Source organism: Bradyrhizobium macuxiense (genome assembly GCF_007993935.1).
Lineage (GTDB): Bacteria > Pseudomonadota > Alphaproteobacteria > Rhizobiales > Xanthobacteraceae > Bradyrhizobium > Bradyrhizobium macuxiense_A.
Window position 1 is genome coordinate 398,589 of record NZ_VITY01000008.1, and the last position, 18,414, is coordinate 417,002.

At 65.0% G+C, this 18,414-nt stretch carries 19 protein-coding genes and 1 tRNA gene; 13 read left to right on the forward strand and 7 right to left on the reverse strand.

Going from position 1 to position 18,414, the window contains the following annotated elements; translation table 11 throughout:
* Nucleotides 1-111: 111 nt before the first annotated feature.
* From FBZ93_RS22870 to FBZ93_RS22880, 3 genes are all read right to left on the reverse strand, one after another.
* Complete coding sequence (locus FBZ93_RS22870; protein ID WP_146988656.1) at nt 112-381, reverse strand: hypothetical protein; 270 nt, start codon at nt 379-381, stop codon at nt 112-114.
* 172 nt (nt 382-553) lie between these two features.
* Nucleotides 554-630: transfer RNA gene (locus tag FBZ93_RS22875), tRNA-Arg, on the reverse strand.
* Between the two features lie 155 nt (nt 631-785).
* Nucleotides 786-2,264 carry a sensor histidine kinase gene (locus FBZ93_RS22880; protein ID WP_146988658.1) on the reverse strand — a complete coding sequence of 493 codons (1,479 nt, stop codon included), beginning with the start codon at nt 2,262-2,264 and terminating at the stop codon, nt 786-788.
* A 364-nt stretch (nt 2,265-2,628) separates the two neighbouring features.
* On the opposite strand from FBZ93_RS22880, the gene rpmH reads away from it, so the two are divergent.
* The 11 genes from rpmH (at nt 2,629) to dapE (ending at nt 12,264) form a co-directional block, all read left to right on the forward strand.
* Nucleotides 2,629-2,763 carry a 50S ribosomal protein L34 gene (gene rpmH, locus FBZ93_RS22885; protein WP_008542748.1) on the forward strand — a complete coding sequence of 45 codons (135 nt, stop codon included), beginning with the start codon at nt 2,629-2,631 and terminating at the stop codon, nt 2,761-2,763.
* 32 nt (nt 2,764-2,795) lie between these two features.
* The gene (rnpA, locus tag FBZ93_RS22890; protein WP_074127686.1) at nt 2,796-3,194 is read left to right on the forward strand and encodes a ribonuclease P protein component; all 399 of its coding nucleotides are present in this window, start codon (nt 2,796-2,798) and stop codon (nt 3,192-3,194) included.
* Nucleotides 3,195-3,197: 3 nt separating this feature from the next.
* Entirely contained in the window at nt 3,198-5,081 is a 1,884-nt protein-coding gene (gene yidC / locus FBZ93_RS22895; RefSeq protein ID WP_146988659.1) for a membrane protein insertase YidC, read from the forward strand.
* Between the two features lie 113 nt (nt 5,082-5,194).
* On the forward strand, nt 5,195-5,848 hold the full coding sequence (gene yihA, locus FBZ93_RS22900) for a ribosome biogenesis GTP-binding protein YihA/YsxC (protein WP_146988661.1): 654 nt from the start codon (nt 5,195-5,197) through the stop codon (nt 5,846-5,848).
* Nucleotides 5,845-6,213 (forward strand): DUF423 domain-containing protein, encoded by a 369-nt coding sequence (locus FBZ93_RS22905; RefSeq protein ID WP_146988663.1) that lies wholly within the window; start codon nt 5,845-5,847, stop codon nt 6,211-6,213. Before yihA ends, FBZ93_RS22905 begins: the two co-directional genes overlap by 4 nt.
* 211 nt (nt 6,214-6,424) lie before the next feature.
* The gene (argB, locus tag FBZ93_RS22910) at nt 6,425-7,318 is read left to right on the forward strand and encodes an acetylglutamate kinase (RefSeq protein WP_029083632.1); all 894 of its coding nucleotides are present in this window, start codon (nt 6,425-6,427) and stop codon (nt 7,316-7,318) included.
* 86 nt (nt 7,319-7,404) lie between these two features.
* Nucleotides 7,405-8,391 (forward strand): DUF1036 domain-containing protein, encoded by a 987-nt coding sequence (locus tag FBZ93_RS22915; protein ID WP_146988786.1) that lies wholly within the window; start codon nt 7,405-7,407, stop codon nt 8,389-8,391.
* Between the two features lie 162 nt (nt 8,392-8,553).
* Nucleotides 8,554-9,252, forward strand: a complete 699-nt coding sequence (locus FBZ93_RS22920; protein WP_146988665.1) for a pyrimidine 5'-nucleotidase — start codon at nt 8,554-8,556, stop codon at nt 9,250-9,252.
* A gap of 222 nt (nt 9,253-9,474) precedes the next feature.
* Nucleotides 9,475-10,320: a 2,3,4,5-tetrahydropyridine-2,6-dicarboxylate N-succinyltransferase gene (gene dapD / locus FBZ93_RS22925; protein ID WP_146988667.1), complete on the forward strand. Its 846-nt coding sequence runs from the start codon at nt 9,475-9,477 to the stop codon at nt 10,318-10,320.
* Nucleotides 10,321-10,471: 151 nt separating this feature from the next.
* Nucleotides 10,472-11,092 (forward strand): DUF805 domain-containing protein, encoded by a 621-nt coding sequence (locus FBZ93_RS22930; protein WP_167529173.1) that lies wholly within the window; start codon nt 10,472-10,474, stop codon nt 11,090-11,092.
* 17 nt (nt 11,093-11,109) lie between these two features.
* Nucleotides 11,110-12,264 carry a succinyl-diaminopimelate desuccinylase gene (dapE, locus tag FBZ93_RS22935; protein WP_146988671.1) on the forward strand — a complete coding sequence of 385 codons (1,155 nt, stop codon included), beginning with the start codon at nt 11,110-11,112 and terminating at the stop codon, nt 12,262-12,264.
* Nucleotides 12,265-12,550: 286 nt separating this feature from the next.
* Here the strand turns inward: dapE and truA are convergent, their stop codons facing one another.
* The 3 genes from truA to def are packed head-to-tail and all read right to left on the reverse strand — an operon-like array spanning nt 12,551 to nt 14,792.
* Entirely contained in the window at nt 12,551-13,288 is a 738-nt protein-coding gene (gene truA / locus FBZ93_RS22940; protein ID WP_146988673.1) for a tRNA pseudouridine(38-40) synthase TruA, read from the reverse strand.
* Nucleotides 13,288-14,223 carry a methionyl-tRNA formyltransferase gene (gene fmt / locus FBZ93_RS22945; protein ID WP_146988675.1) on the reverse strand — a complete coding sequence of 312 codons (936 nt, stop codon included), beginning with the start codon at nt 14,221-14,223 and terminating at the stop codon, nt 13,288-13,290. The genes truA and fmt overlap by 1 nt, the downstream gene beginning before the upstream one ends.
* 41 nt (nt 14,224-14,264) lie before the next feature.
* Nucleotides 14,265-14,792 (reverse strand): peptide deformylase, encoded by a 528-nt coding sequence (gene def / locus FBZ93_RS22950; RefSeq protein WP_074130988.1) that lies wholly within the window; start codon nt 14,790-14,792, stop codon nt 14,265-14,267.
* 169 nt (nt 14,793-14,961) lie between these two features.
* Between def and FBZ93_RS22955 the strand changes: the two genes are divergently transcribed.
* Together FBZ93_RS22955 and FBZ93_RS22960 are read left to right on the forward strand one after the other, a co-directional pair.
* Nucleotides 14,962-16,170 (forward strand): DNA recombination protein RmuC, encoded by a 1,209-nt coding sequence (locus FBZ93_RS22955; RefSeq protein ID WP_146988676.1) that lies wholly within the window; start codon nt 14,962-14,964, stop codon nt 16,168-16,170.
* A gap of 298 nt (nt 16,171-16,468) precedes the next feature.
* Entirely contained in the window at nt 16,469-17,842 is a 1,374-nt protein-coding gene (locus FBZ93_RS22960) for an AmpG family muropeptide MFS transporter (protein WP_146988678.1), read from the forward strand.
* A 139-nt stretch (nt 17,843-17,981) separates the two neighbouring features.
* On the opposite strand, the gene FBZ93_RS22965 is transcribed toward FBZ93_RS22960, so the two are convergent.
* Nucleotides 17,982-18,410: a hypothetical protein gene (locus FBZ93_RS22965; RefSeq protein WP_167529174.1), complete on the reverse strand. Its 429-nt coding sequence runs from the start codon at nt 18,408-18,410 to the stop codon at nt 17,982-17,984.
* Between the last annotated feature and the right edge of the window lie 4 nt (nt 18,411-18,414).

Here is an 18,414-nt window from a genome sequence, read left to right on the forward strand (position 1 = left end):
CGCGGCGGCCCGCAAACAAGCGGCACGTTTTCTTCCAGACCACCGCGATCCGGTGGGACGACGAGACCCGCGGCGTCGTCGCGGGTCTCGTGGAAGGACCGGCTATGCCAGTCAGTGCAGCGAGTGGTCGGTCCGGGCGGAAGCCCGCGCGGTCGTGATCTTGTTTCGCGGTGTCAGAACGCTGAGCTGATGCGGCGACGCCGACGTCGCGGCGACCGGCGCCTGCTCGTGGACGTTGGCGGCGCCAAGCGCGCCAGCCTGCACCGGCGAGATCGGCAGGCCCGCGGCTTCGTAAGTCGGAAGCTCTGCGGCGGACGCGGCCGTTGCACTCGCGAACGCAAGGGTGGCGGCGGCGATGATGGAGAGGGAAATCTTGGTCACGTGAAGGCTCCTCAATCGGACTTGAGAAGCCGACATAGGCCAATTTTGTTGCAATGCAATAACATATACTGCGCTGCACAAGTATTTGACCGCACCCGGCATGAGAGGTCAGGGCACAGCGGTCTCGCCGCTGGGCACACGCCTCAAAAAATCCAATGAAATCAAAGACGAATGGCGCGCCCGGAACGATTCGAACGTCCGACCCTCAGATTCGTAGTCTGATGCTCTATCCAGCTGAGCTACGGGCGCATTTTCGCGGATCAGGCTTGAAGCCCGGATGGCTCCGGGAGCCCCGGAACGTCGCGAAAGAGCGCTCTAGCTACAGGCTCCCGGTCCGGTTGGCAAGCTCTGGAAACGCCAATTTCGGTCGCGGTTTCAGCCGCCCTGGAATACCGGGGGCGGTCTCAGGCCCTCGCACGCTCGCTGCGGACCGACAGCAGCTCCACCGGGCGATCCGGGATCGAGATCCGGAAGGTGGCGCCGATGGTGCCCTCGACCAGATGGATGTGGCCGCCATGGGCCCGGATCAGCTCGGCCGCGATCGCAAGGCCGAGCCCGCTGCCGCCAGGGCGGCCGGAGGTCTGAAACGCCTCGAACAGATGCTCGCGCGCCTTGGCCGGCACGCCGGGTCCAGTGTCGGAGACCTCGATGATCGCAACCGTCCCCTCGCGGCGGCCGGTGATGCGGATCTGCTGGGCGCTGCCATCGCTGTCCTGTCGGGTTTCCAGCGCCTGCGTCGCGTTGCGCACCAGATTGAGCAGCACGCGAAACAGCTGGTCCGGATCGGCGTCGATGGTGAGGCCGCGTTCGATCGCGCTGATCCAGGTGATCGAGACGTCGGTCGCAAGCCCGGCCGATTCCCGCACTTCGGCAACCGCAGGCTCCACCATGATCACGCGGCGGTCGGGCGCAGCCTCCTGCGCGCGGCCATAGGACAATGTCGACTGGCAGAAGGCGATGGCGCGCTCGAGCGAGCGCAGCAGCTTCGGCGCAAAGCGCTGCACCCGCGGGTCGGGCACGCTGGCGAGCTGATCCGACAGCAATTGCGATGATGCCAGGAGGTTGCGCAAATCGTGGTTGATCTTGGAGACGGCGAGCCCGAGCGCGGCGAGCCGGCTCTTCTGATGCAGCATCGAGACGAGGTCGCGCTGCATGTCCGACAGCTCGCGCTCGGCCACGCCGATCTCGTCACCGCGCTGGCTCGGCACGATGATTCGCGCCGAACTCTCCGGGTTCTCGTGGAAGCCGACCAGGCTCGCGGTCAGCCGCCGCATCGGCCGGACGAACAGATAATGCAGCGCCAGGTAGACCAGGCCGGCGGTCAGGCCGGCGATCAGGAGTGCGACCACCAGCACGTTGCGCGAGAAGCGGTACATCGCCTGGCGCAGCGGCTTCTCGTCGATCACCACTTCGATGAATTGCGCCTGACCGGGCGCCGGGCCGACCACGCGGATGGTCTGGTCACCGTGCTCCAGCATGATCTCGAAGGCATCGACGATCGCCGACCACACCGTCATGGCCCGCATGTCGACATCATGGTCGATCGAGGCCGGCAGGTCGGCGCTGGCGAGCAGGCGGCGCTGTTGGCCGAGCTTGATGGCAACCGCGCGAGCGCCGATGCTGGTCAGGATCTGCCGGGCCAGCGAATCCGGCACCAGGCCGGAGGGGGCGGCATCCAGCACCAGCGCCGCGGTATTGGCGGCGGCCAGGCGATCATTGAGCCGGTTCATCCGGAAGTTGGCGATGGCCGGCACATAGATCAGGAGCCCGGCGATCATGACAAGCGGAATCGTCAGCAGCAAAAGCTTGCCCGACAGCCCGAGCCGAAGGGACGGCTTGGGCCGCAGGTTCTGCGCGGTCGCCTGATCGTCAGTTAGAGCCACAAGATAAGGCCTTGTTTGGCTTAGGGGTCGGAAGATGCGGCCCGGCCCCCAAGCCGGTCAAATTACGGATCGCTAATGTCGGCGGTTCCCCGAACGCCTCAAAGCGTACCCTTACCGTCAAATACCCCGCGAAATCAGATATATTCGCCCCAATTGCGACGTTTCAAAGAACCATTTTTGCGACGCCCTGCGACATTGACGAAAACAGGGCGCTCCCTTATAAGCCGCGCCAACTGTCCGCGATGGCCCGGTTCTTGACCGGGGGCGGCTCATTTGGGGCCGTAACGGCTCGTTTGGGCCCGCCAGCATCACCGGACTCCATCTCAATATAACGGCAAATTGCCCGGTCAGCGGAGAATTACCCGTGAAGCGGACTTATCAACCCAGCAAACTGGTGCGCAAGCGCCGTCACGGCTTCCGCGCCCGTCTCGCCACGGCCGGCGGCCGCAAGGTTCTCGCTGCGCGTCGTGCGCGTGGCCGCAAGCGCCTGAGCGCCTGAGCCCGGACGTCTCCTCCCCGGAGATACCCATTATGGATCGGCTGAGGCAGCGGGCGGATTTCCTCGCCGTTGCCAATGGCGCACGGGCGAATACCGCAGCTTTTGTGCTGCAGGGCCGCCGGCGCGACGATCAGGGCCCGATCCGCGTCGGCTATACCGTCACCAAGAAGAATGGCACCGCGACCGAGCGCAACCGCATTCGCCGCCGGCTTCGCGAAGTGATGAGACGGGTCGATGCCGTATTCATGCGGCCGCACCATGATTATGTGCTAGTCGGCCGTCGTGACGCGCTGACCCGCGACTTTGCGACCATGATTGACGACCTGCGGTCGGCGCTGCGCCGCCTCGACCGGCCTGCTGCGCCCAAGACGGGTAACGACAAGGCAGGTAACAAACGCGCGCCCAATCCGAATGGAATGACGAGACCCTAAGAGATGTCCGACAACCGCAACACGATCCTTGCCGTCATTCTGTCCGGCCTCGTCCTGATCGCCTGGCAATATTTCTACAATGTGCCGCAGATGGAGAAGCAGCGCGAGGCGCAGAAGCAGGCCGAGTTGCTGAAGCCGACGCCGCAGGCGACCCCGGGTGCCGCGCCTGGCGCAGCTCCTGGCGCCGCCCCCGGAGCCACGGCGACGCCATCCCCCGCACCCGGCACGCCTGCCGCTGACGCGCCGGTGGCGAGCCGCGAGACGGTGCTCGCCTCAGGCCCGCGCATCAAGATCGACACTCCGCGCGTCATCGGCAGCATCGCGCTGAAGGGCGCCCGGATCGACGATCTGGCGCTGGTCCAGTTCCGTGAGACGGTCGATCCCAAATCGCCGGCCGTGGTGCTGCTGTCGCCGTCCGGCACCGCCGAACCTTACTATGCCGAGTTCCTGTGGCTGACCGCGAACGGCGCGTCGGTGAAGACGCCGAACGCCGAAACCGTCTGGCAGCAGGAGGGATCGAACAGCCTGTCGCCGAGCACTCCGGTGGTTCTGAAATATGAGAACGGCCAGGGCCTGACCTTCCGCCGCACCATCGCGATCGACGATCGCTACCTCTTCACGATCAAGGATGAGGTCAACAATCAAGGCAGCGCGCCGGTAACGCTGTATCCGTTCGGGCTGATCTCGCGCGGCGGCAAGCCGCCGGTCTCGGGTTACGCCATCCTGCACGAAGGCCCGATCGGCTATCTCGGCGACCAGGGCCTGCAGGAATTCACCTACAAGAACCTCGACGAAGCCAAGACCTCGACCGGCGGCAATTCGCGCGGCGTCGTGTTCTCGAAGGTCACCGACGGCTGGCTCGGCATCACCGACAAATACTGGGCGACCGCGCTGCTGCCCGAGACCAACGCAACGCTCGAAAGCGCAAGGTTCACCACCGGCGACAAGCGCTACCAGGCCGACTACATGCTCGGCGCGCAGACCATTCCGATCGGCGGCACCGGCGTTGCCAATGCGCGGCTGTTCGCCGGCGCGAAGGAGGCCGCGACCGTCGGCCTCAACTTCCCGCTGGTCGGCTTCGGCGGCTACAACAAGCAGCTCGGCCTCAACCATTTCGATCTGCTGATCGACTGGGGCCACTTCTACTTCATCACCAAGCCGATGTTCCTGGCGCTCGACTGGTTCTACCGCCTGGTCGGCAATTTCGGCATCGCGATCCTGTTGGTGACCGTGATCGTGAAGCTGTTGTTCTTCCCGCTCGCCAACAAGTCCTACGCCTCGATGGCGAAGATGAAGTCGGTACAGCCGCAGCTGCAGGCGCTGAAGGAACGCTATCCTGACGACCGCGTGAAGCAGCAGCAGGAGATGATGGAGATCTACAAGAAGGAGAAGATCAACCCGATCGCCGGTTGTCTTCCCGTCGCCTTGCAGATTCCGGTGTTCTTCTCGCTCTACAAGGTGCTGTTCATCACCATCGAAATGCGGCACGCGCCGTTCTTCGGCTGGATCAAGGACCTCTCGGCGCCCGATCCGACCAACCTGTTCACCCTGTTCGGGCTGATCCCATTCGATCCGATCGCGCTGCTCGGACCGCATTTCGGCGCCTACCTGGTGATGGGCATCTGGCCGATCATCATGGGCATCACGATGTGGGTGCAGATGAAGCTCAACCCGGCGCCGCCGGATCCGACCCAGAAGATCATCTTCGACTGGATGCCGCTGATCTTCACCTTCATGCTGGCCGGCTTCCCGGCGGGTCTCGTGATCTACTGGGCCTGGAACAACACGCTCTCGGTGCTGCAGCAGAGCTTCATCATGCGCAAGAACGGCGTGAAGGTGGAGTTGTTCGACAATCTGAAGTCGACGTTCGCCAAGAAGCCGACGTAGGTAGCACCGTCATTGCGAGCGAAGCGAAGCAATCCACGCCTCCACACGGGGACAGATGGATTGCTTCGTCGCTTCGCTCCTCGCAATGACGGAACGAGAGCGAGCCCCCGCGCATGACCACCGAACCCGATGCGGAGCTGATCGAGCAGGGGCGCAAGCTGTTCGCCGGCGACTGGCGCTTCATCTGGGCCTCGCCCTCGATCGAGACGCTGCCGCCGATGGCCGGCCTCGAGGTCGCCTTTGCCGGCCGCTCGAATGTCGGCAAATCGAGCCTGATCAACGCGCTGACCGGCCGCAGCGCGCTCGCGCGTACCTCGCATACGCCGGGCCGCACCCAGGAACTGATCTTTTTCGAGGGCCCGGAGAACTCGAACTTCCGCCTGGTCGACATGCCCGGCTACGGCTACGCCTCGGCCCCCAAGACCAAGGTGGCGTCGTGGACGGCGCTGATCCACAAATTCCTGCTCGGGCGCGCGACGCTGGCGCGGGTCTATGTGCTGATCGACGCGCGCCACGGCATCAAGGACGTCGATCTCGACGTGCTGAAGACGCTGGATAAATCCGCGGTCAGCTACCAGGTCGTGCTGACCAAGGTCGATCAGGTCAAGGCCGGCGAACTGAAGACCACGATCGCCGATACCATCGCGACGCTGGCAAAGCATCCCGCCGCGTTCCCCGAGGTGCTGGTGACTTCGTCGCGCACCGGCGACGGCATGCCGGAGTTGCGGGCCGCCATGGTGCGCCTGATCGAGGAACGGCGCCGATGAACGGCGCATCCCGCCTTCTGATCGTCTGTGCCGCCATCATGGGCGCCTGCGGCGTGATATTGGCGGCGGCCGCGGCCCATTTGCCCGACGCGACGCGGCTGGCGGCGGCATCTTCGATGCTGTTGTTCCATGCACCGGCCGCCATCGCGACGATTGCGGCCGCGGACCGTGCGATCGTTCATCCCAAGCTCGGATTCGTGGCAGCGGCCGGCTTCGTCATCGCGGCGTCATTGTTCGCGGGCGACCTGGTGCTGCGCCAATATGCCGGCCATGGATTGTTTCCGATGGCCGCCCCGACTGGCGGAACGCTGCTGATCCTGAGCTGGCTGGTGCTGGCGGTTTCGGCCATGTGGCCGAGGCGTTGAACCGTAGCCCGGATGGAGCCAACGGGTCGCGCGAACGCGCGCCCGATGACAGGCTCAGCGAAATCCGGGAATCGTGCCGCGGGCGGAGATCCCGGATTGCGCTTCGCTTCATCCGGGCTACAGATACGACGAATACCTCTCCCGCTTTGCGCCCTGCCCGGCAATCAGATAGAACCGCGCCCGTCCCTCCGCTGACGATGAGACCCGCCCCATGACCGACCAGCACATCAGCCCGCTCGATCAGGCCCGCATCCTGTCCGAGGCGCTCCCGCACATGCAGGAGTATGACGAGGAAACCATCGTCATCAAGTATGGCGGCCATGCCATGGGCGCCGAGGACACCGCCAAGGCGTTCGCGCGCGACATCGTGCTGCTCGAGCAGACCGCGATCAATCCGGTGGTCGTGCATGGCGGCGGGCCGCAGATCGCGACCATGCTGAAGCGGCTCGGCATCCAGTCGGAATTCGCCGCCGGCCTGCGCATCACCGACGCCGCCACCATCGAGATCGTCGAGATGGTGCTGGCCGGCTCGGTCAACAAGCAGATCGTCGGTTACATCAATGAAGCCGGCGGCAAGGCCGTGGGCCTCTCCGGCAAGGACGGCAACATGGTGAAGGCGTCGAAGACGACCCGCACCATGGTCGATCCCGATTCCAACATCGAGAAGGCGGTCGATCTCGGCTTCGTCGGCGATCCCGAAAAGGTCGACCTGACGCTGCTCAACCAGCTGATCGGCTATGAGCTGATCCCGGTGCTGGCGCCGCTGGCGACCTCGCAGGACGGCCAGACGCTGAACATCAACGCCGACACCTTTGCCGGCGCGATCGCGGGCGCGCTGAAGGCCAAGCGCCTGCTGCTGCTGACCGACGTACCCGGCGTGCTCGACAAGTCCAAGAAGCTGATTCCGGACCTGTCGATCAAGGAAGCCCGCAAGCTGATCGCCGACGGCACGATCTCCGGCGGCATGATCCCGAAGGTCGAGACCTGCATCTACGCGCTCGAACAGGGCGTGCAAGGCGTCGTCATCATCGACGGCAAGACGCAGCACGCGGTGCTGCTCGAGCTCTTCACCAACCAAGGCACCGGCACGCTGATCCACAAGTAATGGCAGACGCGGCAGCGCGAATGAAGGCCGCCATCGCGGGACGCACGGCGAGGATTCCTCGCCGGTCGCCGGCGACGCGGCTCGCGATGTCGCTGCCGGCCGCGCTGGTGTCGTTCCTGTTCTCGGCGGCGCCGGCGCATGCCGACCTCAAGCTCTGCAACCGCATGAGCTATGTGATCGAGGCCGCGATCGGTATCGATGACAAGGCCGCAACCGCAACCCGCGGCTGGTTCCGCATCGATCCCGCGACCTGCCGCGTCGTCGTGCAGGGTGCACTCACCGCCGACCGCGTGCTGCTCAACGCCCGGGCGCTCGGCGTCTACGGCGCCTCGCCGATCCCGCAGAACGGGACTGACACGCTCTGCGTCGCGCAGGACAATTTCGTGATCGCCGCCGCGCGGCAATGCCGCTCCGGCCAGACGCCGGCGCAGTTTACCCAGATCACGCCGACGCAGAGCGATGACGGCAACCTTGTCGCCTACCTTGCCGAAGACAGCGAATATGACGACGAGCAGGCGCGGCTCGCCGGCATCCAGCGCCTCTTGGTGATCGCGGGTTACGACGCGGCGCCGATCGACGGCGTCGACGGGCCGAAGACCCAGAGCGCGCTGTCGGCCTTCCTCAAGAGCCGCGGGCTCGCCAGCGACATCGTGCAGTCGGCGAACTTCTTCACAACGATGGTCGACGCCGTGCAGAAACCGTCGCCGACGGGGCTGACCTGGTGCAACGACACGCAGTACAAGGTGATGGCCTCGGTTGCGACCGACGACGGCAAGGCCGTGACCAGCCGCGGCTGGTATCGGATCGATCCCGGCAAGTGCCTGCATCCCGACGTCACGGGCACGCCGAAGCAGATCTATTCCTTCGCCGAAGCGGTCGACAACGACAACCGCGCCATCCGCATCAAGGACAAGCCGCTGAACTGGGGCGGCGCGGTGCAACTCTGCACCCGCGACAGCAAGTTCGAGGTCAACGAGCAGGGTGACTGCGCCACCCGCGGTCTCACCGCGCTCGGCTTCACCACCGTCGACATGACCAGCGGCGGCAAGACGCTGCGCTTTGCGATGCCGTGATGATTACTTTCGTCGTCCCTGCGAAAGCAGGGACCCATAACCACAGGCCGGTGTTTTGCAGTTGTCTATGACCCCAAGCGAAGGTTACTTCCGCCTTGCTCAACAATATCAGTCACGGAGTATGGGTCCCTGCTTTCGCAGGGACGACGGGTGGAGAAAGCCATGACTAAAACTCCCCGCAGCTTCGGCCATGTCGAAACCTGGGTGTTCGACCTCGACAACACACTGTACCCGCATCACGTCAACCTGTGGCAGCAGGTCGATGCGCGGATCGGCGAGTTCGTCGGCAATTGGCTGAAGATCTCGCCCGAGGAGGCGCGGCGGCTACAGAAGGACTATTACCTGCGCTACGGCACCACGATGCGCGGCATGATGACCGAGCACGGCGTGCAGGCCGACGACTATCTCGCCTATGTGCACAAGATCGACCACTCGCCGCTGCAGCCGAATCCGGAGATGGGGGCTGCGATCGCCAAACTGCCGGGGCGCAAGCTGATCCTGACCAACGGCTCGGTCGACCATGTCGATGCGGTGCTCGGCCGGCTCGGCATCGGCCATCATTTCGACGGCGTGTTCGACATCATCGCCGCCGATCTCGAGCCGAAGCCGGCGCCGCAGACCTACCAGAAGTTCCTCAAGCTGCACGACGTCGATCCGGCGAAAGCCGCGATGTTCGAAGACCTCGCGCGCAATCTGGTGGTGCCGCATGAACTCGGCATGACCACCGTGCTGGTCGTGCCCGACGGCAGCCAGGAGGTGGTGCGCGAGACCTGGGAGCTCGAAGGCCGCGACGCCGCTTATGTCGACCATGTCACGGACGATCTCACCGGATTCTTGCAGCGGCTGAACGGAAAGCCCTGATCTCTCCGTAGCGTCGTCCCGGCGAAGGCCGGGACCCATTGCCCCGAATGTCAGTGATGAGGCACGCTGGGGCCGCAGCGTATAACCCAACCAAGATTTGTGGTTATGGGTCCCGGCCTTCGCCGGGACGACAATGGGGTTTGCCTTGACTCCACGGCCCCAAATTCCGAAAAAGCCCGGCAAAATTCCTCTGATATCCCGATACGCCCAAGGATTGTCCCGATGCCGCTGTCCGCCCTCGAAACCACCGTCAACACTGCGTTCGACGCCCGCGAAGGCATCTCGACCTCGACCAAAGGCGAAGTCCGCGAAGCCGTCGTTCACGCGCTGGAGCTGCTCGACAAGGGCGAGGCCCGCGTCGCCGAGCGCGAGGCCAGCGGCAAGTGGAAGGTCAATCAGTGGCTGAAGAAGGCGGTGCTGCTCTCGTTCCGCCTCAACGACATGGGCCAGATCGCAGGCGGCCCCGGCAAGGCATCGTGGTGGGACAAGGTGCCCTCGAAGTTCGAGGGCTGGGGCGAGAACCGCTTCCGCGACGCCGGCTTCCGCGCCGTGCCCGGCGCGATCGTGCGCCGCTCGGCCTTCATCGCCAAGAACGTCGTGCTGATGCCCTCCTTCGTCAATCTCGGCGCCTATGTCGATGAAGCGACCATGATCGACACCTGGTCGACGGTCGGCTCCTGCGCCCAGATCGGCAAGCGCGTGCACATCTCGGGCGGCGTCGGCATCGGCGGCGTGCTCGAGCCGCTGCAGGCCGAGCCCGTGATCGTCGAGGACGACTGCTTCATCGGCGCGCGCTCGGAGGTTGCCGAGGGCGTGATCGTGCGCAGGGGCGCGGTGCTGTCGATGGGCGTGTTCCTCGGCGCCTCGACCAAGATCGTCGATCGCGAGACCGGCGAGATCTTCGTCGGCGAAGTGCCGGAATATGCCGTCGTGGTGCCCGGCACGCTGCCGGCCAAGCCGCTGAAGAACGGCCAGCCGGGACCTGCCACCGCCTGCGCCGTGATCGTCAAGCGCGTCGACGAGCGCACCCGCGCCAAGACCAGCATCAACGAGCTGCTGCGGGACTGATCGAACCTCCGCAATGGCTGTCCATCACCGTCACCCCCGCGCAAAGGCTTCGCCTTTGCGCGGGGGTGACGGATCACATTTCGAACCAAGCACCTCTCCAAAACGACAAAACTCCGGGCCGCGAAACATTGCCGCCGTCCGGAGTTTTTTCATGGACTGGGCCAATTACCTGTTCGGCTTCAAGGGCCGCGTCAACCGGGCCAAGTTCTGGCTCGGAGTGCTGATCATCGTCTGCTGGATGATGTTCCTGGCCGCGCTCGTGGTCCTAGCCGGCCTCGGCGGCAAGACCGGCTCGTTTGGCTTCAACATCGACGACATCTTCCGGGCCTTCGACCCCGACAGCTACAAATCACTGACATGGGCCGGATTGCCGGCGCTGCTGGTCAAGGCCTGCGGAACGTTCTTGTTCGTCTGGGTCTATATCGCGGTCTCGATCAAGCGCCTGCACGACCGCGACAAGAGCGGCTGGTGGATGGTGCCGTACTTCGTCCTCCCCGGCCTCATGAGCCAATTCTCGGATCGCCTTCCAGACCAATCCTATTTGATGGCGGCTGCGGGCATGATCGTCTTCGTGCTCTATGTCTGGGGCTTCATCGAGCTCGCCTTCCTGCGCGGCACGAGTTACCCCAACCGCTACGGTCCCAATCCGCTGGGAAAAACCCATGTGAGCCGCGGAGGCGGCCGCGGCACTGGGTCGCGCTCCACGCAGGGCTGGGATCAGCAAAGCGAGCTCGATATCGTGCCGCACAAAGCTGGTCCACCCGCGGTGTGACGTGTTAAGCGAGGCGCATGAATGATGCCGTCTCGATTACCCGCGATCTGGTCCGCTGCCCGTCCGTCACCCCGGCCGACGCCGGCGCGCTTGGCGTCCTCGAAAACTTGCTGAAAACCGCAGGCTTCGACGTCCACCGCGTGACGTTCTCCGAGCCCGGCACCGCCGATATCGACAATCTCTATGCCCGCATCGGCACTTCGGCGCCGCATATCACTTTTGCCGGCCACACCGACGTGGTGCCGCCGGGCGATGAAGCGGCGTGGACGCTCGGTGCGTTCTCCGGCGAGGTCAGGGACGGCTATCTCTACGGCCGCGGCGCCGTCGACATGAAGGGCGGCATCGCCTGCAGCGTCGCCGCGGTGCTGCAATATCTCAGGGATCATGGTGGCAAGCCACAAGGATCGATCTCCTTCCTGATCACCGGCGACGAGGAAGACGTCTCGATCAACGGCACCGTGAAGCTATTAAAATGGTGCGCCGAGCGCGGCGAAAAGTTCGACCATTGCGTGCTCGGCGAGCCGTCGAATGTCGAGGTGCTCGGCGACATGATCAAGATCGGCCGGCGCGGCTCGCAATCCGGCACGCTGGTTGTCGAGGGTGTGCAGGGCCACGTCGCCTATCCGCACCGTGCCTCGAACCCGGTGCCTGATATCTCCCGGCTGATCGTGGCGCTGAGCGACGAGCCGCTCGATCACGGCAGTGCGCAATTCCAGGCCAGCAATCTCGAATTCACCACGGTCGATGTCGGCAACACCGCGAGCAATGTGATCCCCGGCCAGGCGCGCGCGAAGTTCAACATCCGCTACAACGACAACCACACCCAGGAGAGCCTGCGGCAGCTGGTCGATGCGCGGCTGGAGAGGGCCTGCGGCAACCGTATCCGCGCCCATATCGACTGGCAGCCGTCGAACTCGAACGTGTTCGTCACCCAGCCCGGCCCGTTCACCGATCTCGCGGTTGCCGCGATCGAGGAGATCACCGGCCGCAAGCCGGAGCTCTCGACCTCGGGCGGTACCTCGGACGCACGCTTCATCTCGAGCTATTGCCCGGTGATCGAGTTCGGCCTGGTCGGCCAGACCATGCACCAGATCGACGAGCGCACGCCGGTGGCCGACCTGGAGAAGCTGACGCGGATCTATCGGGGCGTGTTGGAGCGGTATTTCAGGTAGGCTCACGACCGTAGGATGGGTGGAGCGCAGCGATACCCATCATGTACGCCGCGGACTCGAAGTGATGGGTTTCGCTTCGCTCTACCCATCCTACAAAGTCATTTCCAAACAAAGCATCGAAAACAACCCCATGCACAGTAGGGATTGGGACTGCAGGCAATCTGCCCCCACCAGATGCAGTAGTCCGTAGGATGGGTGGAGCGCAGCGATACCCATCAATGTGCACCCGCGGATTTGAAGCGATGGGTATCGCTTCGCTCCACCCATCCTACGAAGTCACTTCCGCCTAGTAATCCACCCGCATCAGATAGAGCCCGTCCGGCGGCGCGACGGGGCCGCAGGCGGCGCGATTGCGGGCGCTGAGTGCGGCGAAGAGATCGTCCGCGCTCCAGCGGCCTTCGCCGACCCAGACCAGCGAGCCGACCATCGAGCGCACCTGGCTGTGCAGGAACGAGCGCGCCGAGGTCACGATGTTGATGGCGCTGCCGTCGCGCGTGACGTCGAGCTGATCGAGCGTCTTCTCCGGCGACTTGGCCTGGCACTCGGTGTCGCGGAAGGTGGTGAAATCGTGCTTGCCGAGCAGAAGCTGCGCGGCGGCGTGCATCGCGTCGGCATCGAGCGCGCGCGGCACACGCCAGACCCGGCCGACATCGAGCGCGAGGTTCGCGCGGGTGTTGGTGATGCGATAGAGATAGTGCCGCTTGGTCGCCGAGAACCGTGCCTCGAAATCGTCGGGCACGATATCGGCTGCGAGCACGGCGATCGGATCGGGCCGCAGATGCGCGTTCAGCCCGTCGCGAAAGCGGCCCGGCGGAAAATGCTTGGCGATGTCGCAATGCGCGACCTGGCCGCGCGCGTGCACGCCGGCATCGGTACGGCCCGCGCCATGGACGCGGACGTCCTCGCCGCAGATCGCCTTGACCGCCGTCTCCAGCGCGCCCTGCACGGTCGGCGCGGTGTCCTGGATCTGCCAGCCGGAGAACGGCGTGCCGTCATATTCAATGGTGAGCTTGTAGCGGGGCATCAGCTGAGCCGCGCGGGCGGCTTCAGCGGCGTGCCGCGCAGGAAGTCCGCCGCCTTCATCGGTCCCTTGCCGGCGCGCTGCAGCTCGATAATCCGGACTGCGCCATCGCCGCAGGCGATCGCGAGATGATCGTCGAGCACTTCGCCCGGTTGGCCCGAACCTTTCGCCAGCTCGCAGCGCAGGACCTTGAGCCGCACCGGCTCGCCTTCGCCTGTCAGTTCGCACCAGGCGCCGGGGAACGGCGACAGCCCGTGAATGTGCCGCAGCACCGCGTGCGCCGGCTGCTTCCAGTCGATCCGCGCCTCGGCCTTCTCGATCTTGGCGGCATAGGTGACGCCGTCCGCGCTCTGCTTGGTCAGCTGCAAGCCGCCACGCTGCAGCCCGCCCATCGCGCGCACCATCAGATCGGCGCCGAGCGGCGCCAGCGCGTCGTGCAGATCGGATGCCGTCATGCTGTCCGTGATCGGCAGCCGCTCGGCCATCGCGACGTCGCCGGTGTCGAGGCCGACATCCATCTTCATCACCATCACGCCGCTCTCGGCGTCACCGGCCATGATCGCGCGGTTGATCGGCGCGGCGCCGCGCCAGCGCGGCAACAGCGAAGCGTGCAGGTTGAAACAGCCGAGCTTCGGCGCGTCGAGAATGGCCTGCGGCAGGATCATACCATAGGCGACGACCACCGCGGCATCCGCGTCGTGCGCGCGAAACGCCTCGAGCGCTTCGTCCGTCCTGAGAGTCTTCGGCGTCAGCACCGGAATGCCGAGCCGCCGCGCCTCCTGCTCGACCGGCGTCGGCTGCAACTGCAGACCGCGCCGGCCGCCGGGCTTCGGCGCGCGGGTGTAGGCGGCCACGACCTCATGGCCGTGCGCCACCAGTTCCAGCAATGTCGGCACGGCGAAATCGGGCGTGCCCATGAAGATCAGGCGGAGAGGCATGCGATCAGATTCTTCCGGGCGTGAGACAGCGGAGGGCGCGCCTAGTCCGCTGCGCGCTTGGCGGCCTTCTCGAATTTCTTGAAGACGCGGTCGCGCTTCAGCTTCGACAGATAATCCACGAACAGCACGCCGTTGAGATGGTCGATCTCGTGCTGGATGCAGGTGGCGTAGAGCCCCTCGGCATCCTCCTCATGCAGCTTGCCGTCGAGATCGGTGAAGCGCAGGCGCACCCGCGCCGGGCGCTCGACCTCCTCGTAATATTCGGGGATCGACAGGCAGCCCTCTTCGTAGACCGACAGCTCTTCCGAATGCGAGATGATCTCCGGATTGATGAACACCCGCGGCTGCGGCGTGGTCTCGCCGTTCTCGTCGCGCTTGGCGAGGTCCATGGTGATCAGCCGCAGCGGCTGCGCGACCTGGATCGCCGCAAGCCCGATGCCGGGCGCGTCATACATGGTCTCGAGCATGTCGTCGGCGAGCTTGCGGATCTCCGGCGTCACCTTCTCGATCGGTTTCGACACCAGCCGCAACTGCTTGTCCGGCAGGATGATGATTTCTCTTAAAGCCATGGCGGCGATTTAAGCTGCGCGCCTGATGCGGTCAATGCGCTCAGGAACTCGTTAGGACAACCTTAACCACGTTTCTTTACCCCCGGTTAACCAAGAAAATTCGGAAAGCATTTATCATAATTGTTCCCCCTTCGTTCGCATCCAGCCGCGAATCGGCTACAAGGCCGGCATGAACGAGATTCTCCTCACGATCGGCGACCTTCCGGTCCGCGTCTCCGACGCGTTGATCGGCCTTGGCGCGCTGGCGCTGATCCTGCTGTTCGCCATCGCCCTGGTGATCGCGCGGTCCAGCCGGCGCGGCGCGGAACTCGCGATGGCCCAGGCCATTCGCGCCGACGAGCTGGAGGAGCGGCTTGCCGACATGCTGCGGGCCCAGAGCGAATCCTCCGGCCGGGTCGACGCCATGGCGCAGGCGCTGGCCGGCCGCCAGGCCGAGATGGCCCGCGCCGTCAACGAGCGGCTGGATTCGGTCACCCACCGGGTCGGCCAGTCGATGGAACAATCGACCCGCAACACGATGGATTCGCTGCGCGCGCTGCACGAGCGGCTCGGTATCATCGACCATGCCCACAAGAACCTCAACGAGCTCACCACCCAGGTGACGACCCTGCGCGACGTGCTCGCCAACAAGCAATCGCGCGGCGCGTTCGGCCAGGCGCGGATGGAGGCGATCGTCCAGGACGGCATGCCGAAGGGCTCGTTCGAGTTCCAGTACACGCTGACCACGGGTAAGCGGCCGGACTGCGTGGTGTTCCTGCCCGACCAGCGCCCGCTCTGCATCGACGCGAAATTTCCGCTGGAGGCCATGACCGCGCTGCACGACGCGCGCAGCGACGAGGAGCGCAAGTTTGCCAGCCAGCGATTGCGTGCCGACGTGCTGAAGCATGTCAGCGACATCGCGGAAAAGTACCTGATCCCGGGCGAGACCCAGGACACCGCGCTGATGTTCGTGCCGTCGGAATCGGTCTATGCCGAAATCCATGACGGCTTCGACGACGTGATCCAGAAGGCCTATCGCGCCCGTGTCGTGCTGGTGTCGCCCTCGCTCCTGATGCTGGCGATCCAGGTGATGCAGCAGATCCTGAAGGACGCCCGCATCCGCGACGCCGCCGACCAGATCCGCAACGAGGTGATGCATCTCGGTGATGACCTCGGCCGCCTGCGCGAGCGCGTGCTCAAACTGCAAACCCATTTCGGCCAGGTCAACGAGGACGTCAGGCAGATCCTGATCTCCGCCGACAAGATCGAGAAGCGCGCCGGCCGCATCGAGGAGCTCGACTTCAGCAAGGCCGAGACCCCGATCGAAGTGCCGCGCTTCGTCAAGCCCGCCGCCACCGACCTGTTCCCCGCCCCGCGCAAGCTGCAGGCCGGGGAGTGAACGACAAACTCGGTGTCATCGCCCGGCTTGACCGTCGAGCCGGGCGACTACAGACGCGCGTGGAACAAGATTATCTCCACTTGTCGTCCCTGCGAAAGCAGGGACCCATACGCCGCGGCTTTCATTGTTGAGGAACTCGTCGTTCCGACATCGCCCACCAACCACCATTCGTGGTTATGGGTCCCTGCTTTCGCAGGGACGACACCGAATTTGACGTGGCCTCCCCGCCACGCCTTCGGTGTCATCACCGGCCGGGCGATGACAGTCTTTTGCAGCCGAATCTGCTACCAACGACCCTATGACCGCACCTGAAGCGACGTCAGACGCCCCCGTAAAGCCGCAGGAGCCCGCCGCCACCTCCTGGCGCGACAGTTTCGCGGTGTACCTGCAGCCGCGGGTGCTGATCGTGCTGCTGCTCGGCTTCTCCTCCGGCCTGCCGCTGGCGCTGTCGGGGTCGACGCTGCAGGTCTGGATGAAGGAGGCCGGGGTCGATCTCGGCACCATCGGGCTGCTGGCGCTGATCGGGACGCCTTACACGCTGAAGTTCCTCTGGGCGCCGCTGGTCGACGCGCTGCACGTGCCGCTGTTCACGCAAGTTTTCGGGCGCCGCCGCGGCTGGCTGCTGCTTTCGCAGTTGCTCTTGATCGCGGCGATCCTGGTGCTGGCGGTGGCCGATCCGGCACGATCGCCGTGGTTCGCGGCCTTTGCCGCGCTATTGGTCGCAACGGCGTCGTCGACGCAGGACATCGTGGTCGACGCCTTCCGCGTCGAAAGCCTCCCTGAGAGCGAGCAGGCCGCCGGCATGGCGTCCTATGTCGCGGCGTATCGCGTCGGCATGCTGGTCTCGACCGCCGGCGCGCTGTTCATCGTCAGCGGCTTCGAGTCCGCAGGGCTCGCGCGTCCGTCGGCGTGGATGTGGGGCTATGTGGTGATGGCCGCGCTGGTCGTGATCGGCATCGTCACCGCGCTTGTGGCGACCGAACCGGCGCAATCGAAAGGCGCGGAGGCGGCCACGCAGGCGCAGAATGCAGCCGAACGCGTGTTTCACGCGGCGCTCGGCGCATTCTCCGAGTTCCTCAGCCGCAAGGACGCACTTGCGGCGCTCGCGTTCGTCGTGCTGTTCAAGTTCACCGACGCGTTTTCCGGCACCATGACCGCGCCGTTCGTGATCGACATCGGCTTTTCCAAGGTCGATTACGCGGCGATCGTGAAGGGCGTCGGCCTCGCGGCAACCTTGATCGGCGGCTTTGCCGGCGGCTTCGTGGCACGGCGCTATTCGCTCGCGCAGAGCCTCTGGATCGGCGGCGTGCTGCAAGCAGTCGCCAACCTGTCGTTCTCGTGGCTTGCGCATGTCGGCGTCGATCAATGGGCGCTCGCGATTGCGATCACCGCGGAGAATTTCACCAGCGCGATCGGCACCGTGATCTTCGTCGCTTATCTCTCGGCGCTGTGCCGCAACCCGCTGCACACCGCGACCCAGTATGCGCTGCTGACGGCGCTCGCGGCGGTCGGCCGCACCTATCTGTCGTCGGGCGCGGGCTATGTCGCCAAGGCGGTCGGCTGGCAGATGTTCTTCGTGATCTGCGTGCTGGTCGCGATCCCGAGCCTGATCCTGCTGGCGTGGCTGCAACGGCGCGGGCACTTCGATGAGTTGGGGCCGGTGAGAGTCTAGCCCACATCCGTCATCACCCGCGATCGTCGTCCTGGCGAAAGCCAGGACGACGATGAGGATAGGTCGCAACTCAAGATGTCGAATGGCGCGGTGTCATCACCTGCACATCCGGGCGATGACACCGCAACTACGACACGGCCTACTTCGCCACCACGCTCCACTTGGTGACGATGGCTTCGCTCATCTCGCCGGCGTCCTTGGCGCAGGCGACCTCGTCGACCTTCACCGAGATCGCCTTGCCCGAAAGGCTCTTGAGCTGCGCGGCCTGGGCGTCGTTGGTCGGAATCAGCTGGAAGGTTTCCGGCCCGGTTTCGAGATTGCACAGACCGCTCGGCGGCGGCAGGCGGCGCGGCTCGCTGGTGATCTGGTAGGTCGCGACGCGCTTGCCGCGATTCTTGGCGTCACGCACCTTCATGACGCCGAGTTCCCCCGACAGCACGTCGCCGGCGTGGATCATCTTGCCGGGCTTCTGCGGCGCGTCGCTCTGCTGCGCGATCGCGCCCTGCGCAACGAACATTGCCGCCAGAAACGCAAAGCCCAAGCGTACGCCCAATCGGTGTGTCGTCATTTTC

Bases quoted from the DNA above. Each gene is read 5' to 3' on its own strand.
- rnpA (WP_074127686.1), top strand. From the start codon at position 2,796: ATGGATCGGCTGAGGCAGCGGGCGGATTTCCTCGCCGTTGCCAATGGC.
- yidC (WP_146988659.1), top strand. From the start codon at position 3,198: ATGTCCGACAACCGCAACACGATCCTTGCCGTCATTCTGTCCGGCCTC.
- yihA (WP_146988661.1), top strand. From the start codon at position 5,195: ATGACCACCGAACCCGATGCGGAGCTGATCGAGCAGGGGCGCAAGCTG.
- FBZ93_RS22905 (WP_146988663.1), top strand. From the start codon at position 5,845: ATGAACGGCGCATCCCGCCTTCTGATCGTCTGTGCCGCCATCATGGGC.
- argB (WP_029083632.1), top strand. From the start codon at position 6,425: ATGACCGACCAGCACATCAGCCCGCTCGATCAGGCCCGCATCCTGTCC.
- FBZ93_RS22915 (WP_146988786.1), top strand. From the start codon at position 7,405: ATGTCGCTGCCGGCCGCGCTGGTGTCGTTCCTGTTCTCGGCGGCGCCG.
- FBZ93_RS22920 (WP_146988665.1), top strand. From the start codon at position 8,554: ATGACTAAAACTCCCCGCAGCTTCGGCCATGTCGAAACCTGGGTGTTC.
- dapD (WP_146988667.1), top strand. From the start codon at position 9,475: ATGCCGCTGTCCGCCCTCGAAACCACCGTCAACACTGCGTTCGACGCC.
- FBZ93_RS22930 (WP_167529173.1), top strand. From the start codon at position 10,472: ATGGACTGGGCCAATTACCTGTTCGGCTTCAAGGGCCGCGTCAACCGG.
- dapE (WP_146988671.1), top strand. From the start codon at position 11,110: ATGAATGATGCCGTCTCGATTACCCGCGATCTGGTCCGCTGCCCGTCC.
- truA (WP_146988673.1), bottom strand. From the start codon at position 13,288: ATGCCCCGCTACAAGCTCACCATTGAATATGACGGCACGCCGTTCTCC.
- fmt (WP_146988675.1), bottom strand. From the start codon at position 14,223: ATGCCTCTCCGCCTGATCTTCATGGGCACGCCCGATTTCGCCGTGCCG.
- def (WP_074130988.1), bottom strand. From the start codon at position 14,792: ATGGCTTTAAGAGAAATCATCATCCTGCCGGACAAGCAGTTGCGGCTG.
- FBZ93_RS22955 (WP_146988676.1), top strand. From the start codon at position 14,962: ATGAACGAGATTCTCCTCACGATCGGCGACCTTCCGGTCCGCGTCTCC.
- FBZ93_RS22960 (WP_146988678.1), top strand. From the start codon at position 16,469: ATGACCGCACCTGAAGCGACGTCAGACGCCCCCGTAAAGCCGCAGGAG.
- FBZ93_RS22965 (WP_167529174.1), bottom strand. From the start codon at position 18,410: ATGACGACACACCGATTGGGCGTACGCTTGGGCTTTGCGTTTCTGGCG.